Annotated in this window: 15 protein-coding genes; 5 read left to right on the top strand and 10 right to left on the bottom strand. The window is 53.4% G+C overall.

Translation table 11 applies throughout. The annotated features are described in order from the left end of the window. Positions 1–393: 393 nt before the first annotated feature. Entirely contained in the window at positions 394–1,479 is a 1,086-nt protein-coding gene (cobD, locus tag QU597_RS06065; RefSeq protein ID WP_310831816.1) for a threonine-phosphate decarboxylase CobD, read from the bottom strand. 366 nt (positions 1,480–1,845) lie between these two features. On the opposite strand from cobD, the gene lplA reads away from it, so the two are divergent. After that, complete coding sequence (gene lplA / locus QU597_RS06060; protein ID WP_310831815.1) at positions 1,846–2,847, top strand: lipoate--protein ligase; 1,002 nt, start codon at positions 1,846–1,848, stop codon at positions 2,845–2,847. 132 nt (positions 2,848–2,979) lie between these two features. Here the strand turns inward: lplA and QU597_RS06055 are convergent, their stop codons facing one another. Then, the gene (locus QU597_RS06055) at positions 2,980–3,693 is read right to left on the bottom strand and encodes a metal-dependent hydrolase (RefSeq protein WP_310831814.1); all 714 of its coding nucleotides are present in this window, start codon (positions 3,691–3,693) and stop codon (positions 2,980–2,982) included. Between the two features lie 223 nt (positions 3,694–3,916). Between QU597_RS06055 and QU597_RS06050 the strand changes: the two genes are divergently transcribed. Both QU597_RS06050 and QU597_RS06045 read left to right on the top strand, forming a co-directional pair. Continuing rightward, positions 3,917–4,858 (top strand): DMT family transporter, encoded by a 942-nt coding sequence (locus QU597_RS06050; RefSeq protein WP_310831813.1) that lies wholly within the window; start codon positions 3,917–3,919, stop codon positions 4,856–4,858. Positions 4,859–5,083: 225 nt separating this feature from the next. Continuing rightward, positions 5,084–5,890 carry a Cof-type HAD-IIB family hydrolase gene (locus QU597_RS06045; RefSeq protein WP_310831812.1) on the top strand — a complete coding sequence of 269 codons (807 nt, stop codon included), beginning with the start codon at positions 5,084–5,086 and terminating at the stop codon, positions 5,888–5,890. A 111-nt stretch (positions 5,891–6,001) separates the two neighbouring features. On the opposite strand, the gene QU597_RS06040 is transcribed toward QU597_RS06045, so the two are convergent. From QU597_RS06040 to QU597_RS06005, 8 genes are all read right to left on the bottom strand, one after another. Next, positions 6,002–7,846 (bottom strand): ABC transporter ATP-binding protein, encoded by a 1,845-nt coding sequence (locus tag QU597_RS06040; protein ID WP_310831811.1) that lies wholly within the window; start codon positions 7,844–7,846, stop codon positions 6,002–6,004. A 17-nt stretch (positions 7,847–7,863) separates the two neighbouring features. Continuing rightward, entirely contained in the window at positions 7,864–8,445 is a 582-nt protein-coding gene (locus tag QU597_RS06035) for a GNAT family N-acetyltransferase (RefSeq protein ID WP_310831810.1), read from the bottom strand. Between the two features lie 282 nt (positions 8,446–8,727). Beyond that, the gene (locus QU597_RS06030) at positions 8,728–9,441 is read right to left on the bottom strand and encodes a 5'-methylthioadenosine/adenosylhomocysteine nucleosidase (protein WP_310831809.1); all 714 of its coding nucleotides are present in this window, start codon (positions 9,439–9,441) and stop codon (positions 8,728–8,730) included. Then, the gene (locus QU597_RS06025; RefSeq protein WP_310831808.1) at positions 9,438–10,598 is read right to left on the bottom strand and encodes an iron-containing alcohol dehydrogenase family protein; all 1,161 of its coding nucleotides are present in this window, start codon (positions 10,596–10,598) and stop codon (positions 9,438–9,440) included. Before QU597_RS06025 ends, QU597_RS06030 begins: the two co-directional genes overlap by 4 nt. 30 nt (positions 10,599–10,628) lie before the next feature. Further along, positions 10,629–11,288 (bottom strand): methionine ABC transporter permease, encoded by a 660-nt coding sequence (locus tag QU597_RS06020; protein ID WP_310831807.1) that lies wholly within the window; start codon positions 11,286–11,288, stop codon positions 10,629–10,631. Further along, on the bottom strand, positions 11,289–12,308 hold the full coding sequence (locus QU597_RS06015) for a methionine ABC transporter ATP-binding protein (protein ID WP_310831806.1): 1,020 nt from the start codon (positions 12,306–12,308) through the stop codon (positions 11,289–11,291). Beyond that, positions 12,305–13,516, bottom strand: a complete 1,212-nt coding sequence (locus QU597_RS06010; protein WP_310833242.1) for an aminotransferase class I/II-fold pyridoxal phosphate-dependent enzyme — start codon at positions 13,514–13,516, stop codon at positions 12,305–12,307. Before QU597_RS06010 ends, QU597_RS06015 begins: the two co-directional genes overlap by 4 nt. Before the next feature lie 188 nt (positions 13,517–13,704). Continuing rightward, positions 13,705–14,559 (bottom strand): MetQ/NlpA family ABC transporter substrate-binding protein, encoded by an 855-nt coding sequence (locus QU597_RS06005; protein ID WP_310831805.1) that lies wholly within the window; start codon positions 14,557–14,559, stop codon positions 13,705–13,707. A gap of 217 nt (positions 14,560–14,776) precedes the next feature. Here QU597_RS06005 and QU597_RS06000 point away from each other — a divergent pair, with 217 nt between their 5' ends. Together QU597_RS06000 and QU597_RS05995 are read left to right on the top strand one after the other, a co-directional pair. Next, the gene (locus tag QU597_RS06000) at positions 14,777–15,232 is read left to right on the top strand and encodes an S-ribosylhomocysteine lyase (RefSeq protein ID WP_310831804.1); all 456 of its coding nucleotides are present in this window, start codon (positions 14,777–14,779) and stop codon (positions 15,230–15,232) included. A 21-nt stretch (positions 15,233–15,253) separates the two neighbouring features. Next, positions 15,254–16,024 (top strand): SDR family NAD(P)-dependent oxidoreductase, encoded by a 771-nt coding sequence (locus QU597_RS05995; RefSeq protein ID WP_310831803.1) that lies wholly within the window; start codon positions 15,254–15,256, stop codon positions 16,022–16,024. The last annotated feature ends 437 nt before the right edge of the window (positions 16,025–16,461 follow it).

Raw genomic sequence — 16,461 nt, 5'->3', positions numbered from 1 at the left:
GTATTTCTAGCTATAGGGAAACTATTAGCGGGAGAAAATCCCACTAGAATCTGTCTCCGTTCCCTTTATAGTGAGTTAGCGGGAGAAAATCCCGCTACTTCTGCTGTGTCTCCGTCCCCTCAAAACATCGTCTGAACAAGCCTGCACTTTGTACAACAGATCCGGCCAATTTCACCCGCCAAATCCATTCTGCTGTATTTCGTACACTAGATTTCCGCAAATCACTCAGAAATCGCACTTTGCTCTGATTTCAACTGTACAAAGTGCAATAGATTTCAATTAATGTGTCCGCAGCTTACATTCTGTTGTACGAAATACAACAGAATACTTCATGCCTGCCTTTATGCTGAATCATTTGCCTCTGCAGAGCGTACTCTGCTGTACAAAATACAATCAACCCTCCAGGATCTCTCCCATCTCCCGCAGCAGCCGGGCATTGTCCTCATGCCCCTTAACCGCAACGCGGAGATGTCCGGCTGCAAGGCCCGGGTACATGGCGCAGCTGCGCACCAGGATGCCCCTGCGGCCAAGCTGCTCCTGCATAGCCGCAGCGTTCCACGCTGCGGGCAATTCCAGGAGCAGGAAGTTCGCCTCGCCCGGCGGCACAGTGCAGCCGAGGCGCAGCAGCCCCTCGCGCAGCAGCTCCCGCTCCACTGCGATCAGCCCGCGCGTGCGCTCTTCGTAGCTGCGCCCGCTGCGCAGGCAGGCTTCCCCGGCCAGCAGCGCCAGGCCGTTCACGCTCCAGGTCACCTGCTTGCCGGTCATGGCTGCGGCAAGCTCCGGAGCTGCTATCGTGAAGCCCAGCCGCAGCCCCGGAATGGCATAGAACTTCGTCATTGAGCGGATCAGCACCGTATGCCGGTAAGCCCCCAGCTCCGGCAGCAGGGATTGCCGCCGCTCCTCCGGGATGAAGTCGATGAACGCTTCATCCACGGCAAGGATTGTGCGGCAGGCTTCCGCTTTGCGGGCCAGCAGCCGCACATCCTCAAGAGCGTACTGGACGCCGTTCGGATTGTTCGGCTGTCCGAGGAACAGCAGATCGACCTGCTCCAGCAGCCCGGCGATCTGTTCCACCCCTGCCCGGTACTCCTGCTCCCCCGTTCCCTGGACGGAGAGCACCTCTGCTCCGAACTGTTCGGACAGCTGCCGGTACTCGGAGAAGCAGGGCTCTACAATTCCCACCTGGCGCGGAGCCACGGCCAGCAGCAGCAGCGCCATCGATTCCGCAGCCCCGTTGCCTACAGTGATCCAATCAGCGCCAACCCCAAGCGCCCCGGCCAGCAGAGCCTTTAATCTGCGGTGCCCGGGATCGGGATATGCTGTAATAGCAGCCGCTGCATCCTGCAGCAGCTCCAGCACACCGGGCGGCGGACCGAGCGGATTGATATTGGCGCTGAAATCAAGGAAAGAACCGTTCCCCGCACCATAGAGTTCCGCGGCCGTTAGCAGATCGCCACCGTGGCCATATTTTTCAAGCATGCTTACACTCCCTTTAATCTTCTTTCGCATTTAAGCTCATTGACCCAATTATTGCCTCTATCGCAGAAGTACGTCAATGCTTTCTATTAACGTGAAATGCGGGCTCATATATAGATTGAACTTGTGATATTTCTATTTTGGGATTGCCGTGACTACAGGGAATGTTTAGGGGATTTCCGGCCGCTGGCCGTCTACAGATTTCCTGATTTTTTTACTGTCAATTTTAAATCTGCAGGCCTTAGCTAACGCTCCCACAATTCCCAAATTCCCCTCCGCCACTTTTCCCTGCATGTTTATTTTCAAATTCAGCTTAGATAGTTTAGAATAAATGCAGTAGTTAACCATGCACAGGCGGAGGAATACACTATGCTTTTTATTGATAACACAGGAATCACAGACGCATCAATTAATCTGGCGATCGAGGAATTTGCGCTTAAGAATCTGCCGATGGACGACAGCTACCTGCTCTTTTATATCAACAGTCCGTCCATTATCATCGGTAAACACCAGAATACCATCGAAGAGATCAACCAGGAGTATGTAAAAGACAACAACATCCAGGTCGTGCGCCGGTTGTCCGGCGGCGGGGCTGTCTATCATGATCTTGGCAATCTCAACTTCAGCTTCATTACCAAGGACGACGGCCAGTCGTTTCATAACTTCCTGAAATTTACCCAGCCGGTCATCGACTATCTGCAGTCCATGGGTGTCAATGCAGAGCTGAGCGGCCGCAACGACCTCCAGGTCGGTGAGCGCAAAATCTCCGGCAACGCCCAGTTCTCCACGCGCGGACGCATGTTCAGCCACGGCACCCTGATGTTTGACCTGAACCTTGACGATGTGCAGGCATCCCTGAACGTCAATCCGGAGAAATTCAAATCCAAGAGCACCAAATCCGTGCGCAGCCGCGTAGCCAACATCAAAGAGCTGCTAGGCACTGACATGACCATCGAGGAATTCCGCGACGGGCTGCTGCGTTCCATCTTCGGCATGGAGCCTTCTGAGGTTCCGCAGTACAAGCTGACCATGGATGACTGGGTGCGGATAGAAGAAATCTCCAAGGAGCACTACCAGAACTGGGACTGGAACTACGGCCTGTCGCCGAAGAGCAATGTGAAGCACACCCGCAAATTCCCGGCAGGGCTCGTCGATATCCGTATGGACATTGAAGATTCCTACATTAAAGATATCAAAATCTACGGTGACTTCTTCGGCGTCGGCGATGTGGCTGACGTGGAGAACGCACTGCGCGGCAAACGTTATGAGAATGCAGAGGTCAGAGAAGCCCTGTCCGGGCTAGACCTGAAGCATTATTTCGGGCGGATTGAGCCGGAGGACTTTATCGGGCTTATTTTCCTGGAAGAATAGGCTGAGCTGTCCAACTGGAATGTATATAAGAAGAAACGGCTTTTCTGAATTCTTATATTTAAATAAAGCCCCGCTACCTCCCGCGCAGCTTGCGCAGTTAGTAGCAGGGCTTCTTTTTTTGACGCTTCTACCTCAAGGGGTAAGCACAAACACATAAACGGCCAAGGCCAAGGTGAGCACCATGCATAGATGCTCCACCTTACTGCCCTTCTTCGTACCGGTGCTCATCAGCTTGAACCTTAGCTTGAAGGGCAGCGGCGGCAGCGGGGTAATCCCGCGCTGGGTCAGCGAGTCGGCCAGCAGATGAAGCAGGTACGACATGCCTCCGGCGATCCACAGGCTGCCGCCGTCATTCATGCCGAGAGAGGCGAAGTAGAGCAGCGCTCCCCAGCCGGCAACCGCGTACAGCGTATGCGTAATTCCCCGGTGCGGGACCACTGAGGATACGACCAGCAGGCAGGCAGCGATGTAGTTCCATGGATCGTAATCTTCTGCGAACGCGAACAGCGCCAGGGCGATCAGCAGCATGAACAGATGCCGCAGCCTGCGGCCCGGCAGAAACGACACACTGCCGACCAGCAGAGCCAGGGCGATATTCCACGGCGGAGCGGCGATACCGGCAAAATAGAGATAAACCGCTGCCCCAATCAAAGTCACCTGCAGAAGCCGCAGCAGTGATTCGGGGACAGCCTTGCGGACCAGCAGCGAGTTCGGCTCATCAATATCGGGCAGCAAAGCGCTGACCGCCGCCACGGCAACCGCCGGGATCGTGATTTCATATCCGAGCAGATTCATCACAGAGAGCGTAACCCCGGTGCTGATTACTAAATGGGATTTGCCCATCATCTTGGAAACCGCCCCTTTCTAGGATGTCAAAATAAGAACAAATGTGCGGTTACCGAAGTATACCAAGAGAGCGTTTTTTTGTCCAGCCGGAACATTTATGTAGGATTAAGAATCCTGTTACCGGCTTGGCCCGGGCATAGTTTTGGCTTGTCCTTCCCCTGGTTTTAGGATACAATTTGGACAACTTGATACGTTTTCTGTATTTCATGAAAGGATGACCGCAGTGAATCGCTCCCGAATAGCCGATCTTAGTCTGCTCCTGGTGGCAATGATGTGGGGATGCACCTTTCTGATTGTCCAGCATGCCGTCAGAGTGCTGCCGCCGCTTGCCTTCAACAGCATCCGGTTTACGGGAGCCGCCCTGCTGCTGGCCCTGATCACGGCTGTTTTTTACCGCCATGAATGGAGAATGCTAAGCTGGCGCATGGTGGGACACTCTCTGCTGCTGGGCCTTTTTCTGTTTATGGGCTACGGCTTCCAGACGATGGGCCTGCTGTATACAACCACTTCCAACACCGGCTTTATCACCGGCCTGTCGGTAGTGATCGTACCCTTCCTGTCTCTGGCGCTGCTGAAGCATTCCATCTCCCGGTATACCTGGTTCAGTGCGGGACTTGCAGTGGCAGGATTGTATCTGCTCACCTTCACCGGCTCCGCGCTCTCGCTCAATAAAGGCGACGCTCTGATCCTGCTCTGTGCCATCGCCTTTGCCCTGCAGGTCGCTTATACCGGCGTGTATGCGCCGCGTTATCCGGCCCTGCCGCTGGCAACGCTGCAGTTAGCTTTTGTCGGCCTGCTCAGTACGCTTGCCTCACTGATTGTTGACGGAACCGCACCTCTAGCGCACAGTGCTGAGCTGGTCATGAAGCCGGATGTGCTGTGGGCGCTGCTGATTTCGATCGGACCGACCAGCGCCTTTGCCTTCTGGATTCAGACGGCCTGCCAGAAATACACCACGCCGTCCCGGGTAGCCATCATATATGCGATGGAGCCGGTGTTCGCCGCTTTCACAGGGCTTGTCTTCGGCGGCGAGACATTGGGCTTATCCGCTGGACTGGGCTGTCTTTGCATCCTTGCAGCGATGCTGACCGCGGAGCTCAGCCCCGAGCCTGCCCGGACCATCCAGAATAATGATGAATCCGCTCCTTTTCTTTCATCAGATTAATGATTACATCTATACTATAGATTGAACCTGGAAGATAAGAATTAGGGGGAAAGTGGCGAAAGAGAAGTTTGGAACTGTAGGAGCGATAGCGGCCGCCTATAAGCTTTCCTTGGAAAGCTCGTTTCGGAAGCATAAGCAGGCATTCTCTGTAGTCACGAACCATCCCGGAATAGAAAATCACCAGTTTAATCGAGATAGTACAATAACCTTTAGGAGAGAACCCGAATGTACAAACTGATTGCAATCGATATTGATGACACCCTGATTAATGATGACAAGGAAGTCACCCCTGCCACCCAAACTGCGCTGGAGCAGGCTGTCGCTGCTGGCGTTGTGGTCACTCTTGCAACCGGCCGCGCCTATGCCTCTGCCCAGGCCATTGCCCGCCAGACCGGACTGAACGTGCCGATCATTACTTATCAGGGTGCGTTGGTGAAGAATCTGATGGATGAAAAAGTGCTCTACGAGCGCTATGTGCCGCAGGACGCCGTACGCAAGCTGTTCCAGTACTGCGTGGAGCATGACCTTCACCTGCAGACTTATATTGATGACAAGCTGTACGCACGCGAAGAGAATCAGAAGCTGATCGAATATTCCCAGCTGAACAGAACCCAATATTACATCGAGCCGGACTGGGAAGGTAAGCTCGTCCCGCAAAAAACACCAAAAATGCTCATTATCGATGATCCTGCGTTCCTGGATGAGCTGTCGCCGATTCTGCGCGAGCTGCTGGGTGACTCGGTCCACATCACCAAATCAAAGCCGCACTTCCTGGAAATCATGCACCATGAAGGCACCAAGGGTCTTGCGCTTGAGTTCCTGGCTCAGCACTTCGGCTGCGAGCTGTCCGAAACGATCGCCGTCGGCGATTCCTGGAACGATCATGAGATGCTGGAAGCGGCCGGCCTGGGCGTAGCCATGGCTAATGCCATTCCTGCACTGAAGGAAATTGCCGATTTCGTAACCCTCAGCAACAACGAAGACGGCGTGAAGTATGCCATTGATAAATTCATTCTGCAAACAGCCGAATAATCTACATCTCTGCATAGCAAAAAGGGTGCTTTGCCGCCGGTTCATCATCGAACCTGGCGCAACGCACCCTTTCTTCATTCAGCGGCCAGAAGCTTATGGCCGGCCATTATCTTACTGCCCGGTTACGGCAGCGGTGAACACCTTCGCATTGGCGTCCTGCAAAACGTCCTCTGCCTGCACCGGCTTCGCCGATACGCCGTCCCGTTCTTCTGCCTCTGCAGCCCCGTCTTCCTGCTCTAGTTGTGAATGGTAGAGATCATGATACCGGCCTTCCGCTGCGAGCAGCTCATTATGGCTGCCGCGTTCCACAATCTCCCCGTTCTCCATGACCAGAATGAGATCAGCATTCTGAATGGTCGACAGGCGGTGGGCGATAACAATCGTAGTTTTATCCTTCATCAGCTTGCGGATGGCCTGCTGGACCATTTTTTCTGATTCGTTATCCAGCGCCGCCGTGGCTTCATCCAGCAGCAGAACCGGCGCATTTTTCAGCATCGCTCTGGCAATCGACAGGCGCTGGCGCTGGCCCCCGGACAGCCTGGAGCCATGCTCACCGATATCTGTATCCATGCCATCCGGCAGCTCCATCACAAAGTCATAGGCGTTCGCCTGCCGCAGCGCCTCCTTAATCTCATCCTCCGGCGCACCCGGTCTGCCATTGCTGATATTATCGCGGATACTTCCGGTGTACAGTCCCGATTCCTGCGGCACATAGGCGAAATAGCTTCTCAGGTGGTCCAGACTCAAAGCTGTAATGTCGGTTCCGTTAATTGCAATCGCACCTTCATCCGGCCTATAGAACCCGAGCAGCAGCTTGAACAGCGTGGATTTCCCGCCTCCGCTCGGTCCGACCACAGCCACTTGCGAGCCTTGCTGCAGATCCATGCTGATCTTGCTCAGGCTGGCTTTTCCGGCATCCGGATAATGAAAGGAAACCCCGGAGAGCACCAGACGTTCGAAGTCAGGCTGCTTCACCAGCGGCTCCGGCAGAACTTTGACCTCGGCAGGCTCATCGATGACTTCAAAAATCCGCTCCGCCGCACCCAGCGACTGCTGCATGGAGGCCACCAGGCCCGGAAGCGACGAGAACGGCATGATCAGATAGTTCATCAGCTGAATAAATGCGATCATCGCGCCTACCTCAAGCTTACCCTTCGCCACGAACCACCCGGCAATAATCAGAGCCAGAAGGAAGGTCGCATTACCCAGCACAGACGCTAACGCACCTGTAGCCCCTTCGATTTTACCGCGCTTTTGTTCCGTAGCATTAATATCCTCACTGTGTCCCTGATACTGCTTCAACAGTCTGCGTTCGATGGAGAAGGACTTGAACACCACACTGCTCCCGAGGATATCATTCAAAAAGGACGTCGTCCGGCTCATGCTTTCCTGCAGCTTCACACTATTCATGCGCATCGCATTGCCGAATACTTTACCCGTAAGAAAAAGCAGCGGCCCCATTGCAAAACAGATCAAAGCGAGCAGCCAGTTAATATACAGCAAGTAAGCAAAAGCTGCCAGCGCGAGCAGCGGATTGCGGATAAGATCGATCATTACCCTTCCGCAGGCTTCACCCACCGATTGGTTGTCATTCGTGAACCGGGACAGCAAATCGCCGGAATGATTGCGGTCGAAATAGGACTGCGGCAGACGGAGCGTGTGCCCCATCATCTCCAGTCGCAGCTCATTTCTGATTTTAGCTGAGACCTTAGTTTTGAAATACGCACCCGCATAATTGTTGAGTAAACCTACAAGCAAGAAGAGAACACCAAAAGCAATCAGCCCCGAAAAAGCGTCCACATCCAGGCGGACCGCCGCATCGGTAATTCTCGACAGATACCAGGCTGTTGTAAGATCATAGAGAATACTGACCAGGGTAGTCAGCAGCAATACCGTATAAATCAGCTTATGTCTGAGCATGTATGTACTTAATCTGGAGAAAACACTCTTCTTCAACGGATCATCTCCCTTTTTTAAAATTCCGCTCCGCGCACCTTCGCATATACTTTGCTGTCATGAAGCTCTCCGTCAAAGCCGCGCATGCTGTTCCGCAGAATGCCGTCCAGTTTATACCCCGTTCGCTCCGCCACAGCCGCGCTTTTGGCATTCCGTGCGCTGCACCGGATCTCAATCCGGTTAGCCTCCAGCTCCCGGATGGTAAACTCAGTGATCGCATTCACCGCTTCCGTCATATAGCCCTTTCCCGCGCAGGAGCTTCTGATCCAGTATCCAAGCTCAAAAGCACGGACATCCCAGTCTATATGGTGGAGGCCGTTGCAGCCGATGAAGGTTCCATCCGCCTTGTTATAAATGTTCATGTGCATATTACTCCGGTCGAGATATTTGAGCCGCGACTCCCGTGCGTATTGCTCGGTTTCCTCGGGCGTCTGCAGGCTTTGAGCAAAAATCATCCACGGCTTCAGCTCATTCAGACTCTCTGCGATAGCCTCATTCATCTCTGCTCCATCGCCCCAGCGCGCGGCCCGGATCAGCAGACGCTGTGTTTCAAAACTCTCTGGAATATCCAGCATAATTGGAATTACAGGTTGAGTCATCTTCATATCCTCCTATCTTCGTTCAAATCACCTTTTCCCGAATTATAGTGTTAAACCCTTTACTTGGAAGTGATATATCTCTTATTAGTTTACAGAACGGAGAGAGGGGATGAATAGAGACGCAGGAACTAAACCCTTCTCATTCCCAAGGCGGAGACTGGGGACAGACAGCAAAAAACCGTCCTGCAGGGTCGAGACTGAGCATGTTTTAAGCTCTCTCTTACCTGTATGACGGCTGGGCTGTTCTATTCATTCTTGATTCATTCTTGATTCATTGTTGATTCATTCAGCTTCCTGCGTTTCGTACAGCGATAGAATTTCCAGCACCACCTCTGTCGAGTTCTTCGCTGCGAGATCCAGGTGGGCTTCGAACAACCCGGCAGCCTCGGCGCCGGCTATATCAGAGATTGCCCGGACCGCCAGAAACGGGACACCGAACTGATAAGCCGTCTGGGCGATCGCTGCACCTTCCATATCCGTAGCCAGGGCTTCCGGGAACCTGCTACGGATCTCTTCAACCCGCTCCGGCTGACTGATGAACGAGTCCGCCGTCGTAATCAGGCCAACAACAACCTGCTCTTGCCGTCCGCCCCGCTGAATAACCTTTCCCGCCAGCTCAAGTAGTCCGGCTGAGACCGGATATCGCTGGGGCATCTGCGGCACCTGCCCGTAAGCATAGCTGAATGCCGTTGCATCCACATCACTATAGACCAGCTCCTCGGCGATCACTACATCACCGACTTGCAGCCCCGCCCCCAGACCGCCGGCTGCTCCGGTATTGATAATTAATTTACAGTGGAACCTCTCAAGCAGCAGTGTTGTCGTCAGCGCAGCGTTGACCTTGCCGATGCCCGACTTAAGCAGCACCACCTCCCGCCCGTTCAAACTTCCGCTGTACAGCCTGCCGCCGCCCGCCTCCAGTTCAGCCACGTCCCGCATCTTGGACAGCAGCAAGGCTACCTCTTCTTCCATTGCACCTATAATTGCTATGCTCATGTTGCCTTTGCTCCTTCACCTTGAAGTTCCCTTTCCCATCCGGTTACTGCTGGTGCGGGTTTGCATCTCCGCTTATTTATGTAGGCCTCCAGCTCTTCGGCCGCAGCGGCTACAGCTTCGGCGGTAATGATACCCGGCATCCGGTGAATGGACGCTTCCGGTACAGTCGCCCGGCTGCCGAGCTTCAGCAGGTCCCCGCGCGATAAATGCGCAAGCCCCAGATCACCGAGACTGGCCGGCAAGCCAATCTCCTCATAGAAGGGCAGCAGTGCAGCAATCTCGGTCCAGTTCTTTTCGAGCGCCAGCTGGACCAGCACCCCGTAAGCCACCTTATTGCCATGCAGCAGCCGGTGGGACTCGGGAATGCCGGTCAGGGCATCATGAATCGAATGGGCTCCCGCCGTCCGCCCGTAATCCTCAGCGAACCCGCCGACCAGACCGCCGGCCATAATATTCGTCTCAATAATCCGGACCAAGGCATCGTTCAGCTCGCCCGCTCTTATGGCAGCAAGCGCCTCCCCGCTGTACTTCAGCAGATTCTCGCGGCATTTGCGCGCCGCATACCAGCCAAGCTCCACTTCAAGCGGCGGTGAGTCCAGCACTCTGATGATCACATCCGCTTCATACCATTTCGCCAGCGTATCACCTATTCCGGCAGTCAGCAGCTCGGGCGGGGAAGCGGCAATGACCACCGGGTCCAGCAGCACAAGCGCATTGCTGCGCGGGAAAATATCAAAGCGGATGAATTCGCCATGCTCATCATACATCACGCTGAGTGAAGACCAGGCCGCACAAGTCGCAGCAAGTGTTGGAAGAATCACCGCCGGTAAATTCAGCTTAGCCGCCGCTGATTTTACCAGATCGGTAATTTTCCCGCCGCCGACTCCGATTACGGCCTGAAGCCGATGATCCGCAGCATAGGCGGAAATAGCATCACGTTCACTATAAGTACATTCACCGCCATACCTGTGATAATGAACCTCCGTCTCTGTAAGCTCCGGCCAGAATGGCGCTGCCGCAATCCATGACTGTTCACCTCTTACCACAAGCACCCGGCTGATTCCCCGTCTCTGCAGATGCTGTTCCAGACTGCCCCAGCTTCCCGGCCGGCAAATAAATTCCTGGGGTGCGGCGCGGACAATAATCGGCTGATCCATAGCTCTACTATCCCCTCCCTGTTCCCTGTACTAATCCCGGCGGGCTTTGCGGGCCAGACGGTTCCCGGCTGATTGGATGCCCTGGACAAATATAATCAGAATAACCACCGTCACGATCATGACAAAGGTGTCGAAACGCTGGTAGCCATAAGAGATCGCCAGATCGCCGATGCCTCCGCCGCCTACCGTTCCTGCCATCGCCGTTGCTCCGACCAGCCCGATCATTGCGGTAGTCATAGTTAGAATGAGTGAGCCAAAGGCCTCAGGCAGCAGAAAATGCCAAATGACCTGAAAGGTGGTTGCCCCCATAGCCTCGGCAGCCTCCAGAATGCCAGGGCTGACCTCAAGCAAAGAGTTCTCCACCAGCCGCCCGATATACGGGGCTACGTAGACGATTAACGGCACAATCGCTGCACTGGTACCGATTGAGGTATGCACGAGAAGCCGGGTAAAGGGGATGATGGCCACCAGCAAAATAATAAACGGCAGCGAGCGGATGATGTTGATAAGCGGATTCAGCACGGCGTATATAAACCGGTTCTCCAGAATTCCGCCGGGACGTGTAATCACTAGCACGATGCCAATTGGAATACCCAGCAGCGCTCCAAAAAAGAGCGATACGCCCACCATCACCACGGTTTCCCGCAGGGCTTGAAACAGCTGCTCCGAAGTAATAACTGTATCGAACATTCAGGCCTCCACCTCCGTAATTTCTACCCCTTGGCTCACAATAAAAGCTGCCGCCTGGTCAATCACTGTATTCTCACCATGCATCTGCAGAATCATATTACCCAGTGTGGTCTGCTGGATTTCCGTCATATTCGCGAACAGAATATTCACATTAACCTCATACCTGCGGATCAGGCTGTTAATGATCGGCTCCGAGGCTGCCCCGCCGACAAATTTGAGCTTAAACAGCCTCCGTCCGTTCTCCGTCTTCAGCGTATGCAGCACACTCTGCGGCACCGAGTTATGAATAACGGTCTGTACGAAGTTCTGCGTGGTGGGATGATGCGGGCTGCCAAAGACATCAAGCACATTGCCCTGCTCAATAATCTCCCCCTTCTCCATCACAGCGACTTTATTGCAGATTTGCTGGATGACAGCCATCTCATGGGTAATAATCATGATTGTAATGTTATAGGCTTCGTTAATCCGTTTCAGCAGCTCCAGAATGGATTTGGTCGTCTGCGGATCAAGTGCCGAGGTCGCTTCATCGCAGAGCAGGATGGAGGGGTTGCTCGCCAGCGCCCGGGCGATACCGACCCGCTGCTTTTGCCCGCCGGACAGCTCTTTAGGGTAGCTGTTTGCCTTATCACTTAGCCCGGTGAACTCCAGCAGCTCGGTCACACGTTCACGGATTTCCTGCTTGCTTCTCTTGAGCAGGACAAGAGGGATGGCGATGTTGTCGAACACCGTCTTCGATTCCAGCAGATTGAAGTGCTGAAAGATCATCCCGATCTTTTTCTTCACCTGCCTTAGCTCCGCCGGGCTGTATCCGGAGAGCGGCTCGCCCTGTACGAACACTTCACCGCTGGTCGGACGTTCCAGATAATTGACCAGACGGATCAATGTGCTTTTTCCCGCTCCGCTGTAGCCGATGACCCCGAAGATATCCCCTTTGGCGATACTCAGGCTGACCCCTCTTAAGGCTTCTATCGATTGTCCTTTACGTGTAAAGGTTTTGTGCACATTTCTGATTTCAATCATGCGTCTTTGGCCTCCTGACCCCATGCAGACACCGCCCGCTTAAAAATACCAGCCGCAGCAATCCGGTCCACAGCTTCGTTCAGCTTCTCTTCACTGTTCACCAGGCTGAGCCGGATATATCTGCTGCCTTGGGCACCAAAACCGCCCCCCTGGGCTACAGCCACCTGCGCTTCGTCCAGCAGCCGCCCGGCAAAGGATTCACCCGTGTAGCCTTCCGGCACCTTAAACCAGGCAAAGAAGGTACCCTTTGGAGCGGCAACGTCCCAGCCAATGCCCCGCAGCCGGCTGACCAGCACATCGCGACGCCGCTCATACAGCTTGCCTAACTCCCGCACAACCTCCTGCGGGCCCAGCAAGGCGGCAACCGCCGCATCCTGAACCGCACCGAATACTGTGCTGTAGGCCTGGGTGTGATAATGCTTGAGCGCGGCAATAATGGAGGCATTGCCTGCGGCAAAGCCGAAGCGCCATCCGGCCATATTGTAGGTTTTGGAAGCCGTGTAGGTTTCAACGCCGTATTCCTTGCCTCCCGGCTGCTGGAGCAGGCTGAGCGGCTTATGACCGTCAAAGCCGAAAGCGCCGTAGGCGAAATCGTTCAGCACCGGAAATTCATAGGCCGCCGCAAAAGCAAGCGTCCTTTCAAAGAATTCCTCCGTGGCTACCGCTCCAGTCGGATTGTTCGGATAGTTCAGCATCAGCAGCTTGACCTTTCGGGCAATCTCTTTGGGAACTGTGCTGTAATCCGGAAGGAACCCCTCCTGTTCATAGACGGGAATCGTGTGAACCCGGGCCCGGGCCAGTGCAGCCGCTGCATGGTAGGCGGGATAAGCCGGATCTGCAGTAAGCAGGATGTCACCGGGGTTAAGCAGACTCTGCGGAATTCCTGTGACGCCGATTCCCGAGCCGTTGAACACTGCAATCTCTGTCTCCGGGTCAAGCTCAACGTTATATTCGCGTTTATAGAACGCGGCTATGGCTTCAAGGGTGCCTGTTTTGCCGTAAAAGGGCGGGTAGCCCTGATTCTCCGGCTTGTCAACCGCCTCTTTCAGCGCATTGATAATATGCTGCGGGGTCGGCTGGTCGGGATTGCCGCTGGCCAGATCGATGACATCAATTCCCTTGCTGCGATATAAGGCGATCTTGGCCTTCATCGCATTGAAATAATTGCCGGGAAGCTCTGAGACTACAGTGGAAGGCTTAAAGTCCATGTACATTGCACCTCTTTGCAGGTTCTTTGGAATAGACAATGATCTGCCGCTCCTCCTTGCCGTTTTGCGGGCCATGCAGCATCGCTTGGCTCGAACAAAACTTGCTGCGGAACAATCCGCATAAGGGGAACGGCAGACCGGAAAGTGAATCTCTTATTGTGTGAAATCTCTTATCTGTTTAGCATCATTTATTGCTTAAAGTAGTCAGGTAATCTGTACCCTTCATAGTCCGGTTTCGACTTGATATACTCCTGGAATTCAGCAGAATGATAGCCTTCAATGATATCTTTGACAAACTGGGCATCCTTGTTCTTGCTGTCCACCGCCACAATATTCGTGAACGGATCCGTCATATTTTCCAGCTGTAGCGCTGTAGTCAGCTTAATATTGTTCGATACGGCAAAATTCCCCTGTATAGCAGCGTAGTCTACATCCTCCAGAGCACGCGGGCCTTGGGCCGGCTCAGTGGCAATGAACTTCAGTTTATGGGGATTTGAGGTAATATCGGCTAATGAAGTCTGCAGCGGGTCAATATTATCCTTCAGTGTAATCCAGCCTACATCTTTCAGTACGTTAAGGGCGCGCAGCATATTTACGGGCTCATTCGGCAGATTGATCTGATCACCATCGCTTACCTCATCCAGACTGGTATGCTTTTTGGAGTAGAGGCCCATCGGCGGGGTTGGTACTTGCACTACACCCACCAGATCGATTTTTTCTCTTTCATTAATAGATTTCAAATACAGAGAGTGCTGGAATACATTCGCATCTATCTCCCCGTTAGCTACAGCCACATTAGGTTGAATGCCGTCTGTAAATTCTTTATAAGTAATCGTATACCCTTTCTTCTCCAGATAAGGTGCGACACCGTTCTTGAACTGGTCACTGTATGGCCCCGGGTTGAAGCTGATCCGCAGCGTCTTGCTCTCTTGTCCGGAGGAATCGCTGCCCGAACCCGAAGCTTCGTTATTGTTGCCGCATCCCGCAGTGAATAGAGCAACAGCAGTAACCAGCAGCAAGGAATGAATCCATTTTTTCTTCATCGTTATTTCTCCCCCTAGAGTATCTTTTTCTGTGCATGGCAGGCGCAAATTTAAACCAAGTAAATGCATCAGAATTTAATTGATTCATATGTTACAATGCATTATTATTCATGTCAATACATTTTAACTAAGTTGAGTGGAATACTCAGATTAACTATTTACTTCTTTTTGACATTGTGATAGGTTGATATGAAAAAGACCGAAAGGGAGAGAAAACATGGCCAAAGTTGAAAGTTTCCAATTGGATCATACCAAAGTAAAAGCCCCTTACGTCCGGGTTGCAGGTACAGAAAAAAATGAAAAAGGCAGCACGATTCAGAAATACGATCTGCGGCTGCTGCAGCCCAATGTGGATGCCCTGCCTACCGCCGCTGTACATACGCTGGAGCATCTGTTGGCCACGTATTTGCGCGATGAACTCGAAGGTATTATCGATATTTCTCCGATGGGCTGCAGAACCGGATTCTATCTGATTATCTGGGATGAGCATAACCCTGCCGATGTCGCTGCCGCACTCACCAAGGTGCTGAATAAAGTGCTTGAAACCGAGCATATTCCGGCAGTTTCCGCCCTCGAATGCGGCAACTATAAGGACCACTCTTTGTTCAGTGCCCAGGAATACGCCAGAATCGTGCTCGAAGCAGGCATTAGTGATGACCCGTTCAGAAGCTAATCCGGGAGGACAAGGGCAGCCATGCTAAGTATTGATTTCACTGGAAAAACGCTGGTGGTCACCGGGGGGCTTACCGGCATAGGCAAAGGCATCGCCGATTTGTTCCTTGAGGCTGGAGCAAATGTCGTCATCGGCGATATCGCCTGCAAAACAGAGCTGGAGCGCGTGCATGAGCGGCTGGTGCAGATCCGGATGGATGTGACAGTGAGCAGGGATGCTGCGCGGCTGATGGACTGTGCGGTGGAGACGTTTGGCCGGATTGACTTCCTGGTGAATAACAGCGGCACGTCAACGATGGATTTTGCCGTGGATATCAAGGAAGCCGATTGGGATAAGGTGATGGACATCAACGCCAAAGGCGTGTATCTGGTTTCTCAAGCCGGGGCGCGGCAGATGCTGCGGCAGGGCGGCGGAGGACGAATCATCAACATCGCCTCACAGGCAGGCAAGAACGGCTACCGCTGTATGGGCAATTATGTTGCCTCCAAGCATGCTGTGCTGGGCTTCACCAAAGTGATGGCACTGGAGCTGGCTAAGGAACAGATTCTGGTGAATGCCGTCTGTCCGGGCATTGTTGAGACGGATATGAAACGGCGTGAACGTGTCGAAGGTGCCGCTTTGCGGGGAATGGAGCCGGAGGATATTCTGGCCGAGGACCGCTCGCAGGTGCCGCTTGGCCGGACGGCTGAAGTGGTAGATGTAGCTAATGTTGTGCTGTTTCTCGCCAGCCCCCTTTCTGCTTATATGACCGGCCAGGCGATCAATGTCACCGGCGGCATGACGATGAATTAAAGATAGGGACCCTGCCCTGCGGTATGCGCCGCTGAGTGGGGTCCCTATTTATTGTGCAGCTATTACGGCAGGAATGCCGCGTCTATTTAAAACTACTTTTATACAGCTGACCACCGGTATTCACCAGGAACGGCCGCCTGTCTGATAAGTTTTGTCCCCCTCAGTACGTGGGGGCTACATGGAGAGCATTGTCTTGGAGTGACAAAGACACAGCAGTGGGATTTCCTCCACCTAATTTCTTATCGACAGGTAATAGGCAGACTCTAATGGGATTTTCTCCATCTAATCTCTTCCCAAAGGGACAAAACTGGTATTTTCCATGGAGTTACATGGAGTTTTTCCACCTATATCCTGATTTCTGGCGAAACCGTACGAATTAGCTGGAGGTTTTCCATTAAAAGTTTCTCTGGATAATACCGCAGAGTAATGTACAAACC

This window comes from Paenibacillus pedocola (assembly GCF_031599675.1).
Lineage (GTDB): Bacteria > Bacillota > Bacilli > Paenibacillales > Paenibacillaceae > Paenibacillus_AQ > Paenibacillus_AQ pedocola.
This window is presented reverse-complemented; position numbering and strand designations above follow the sequence as displayed.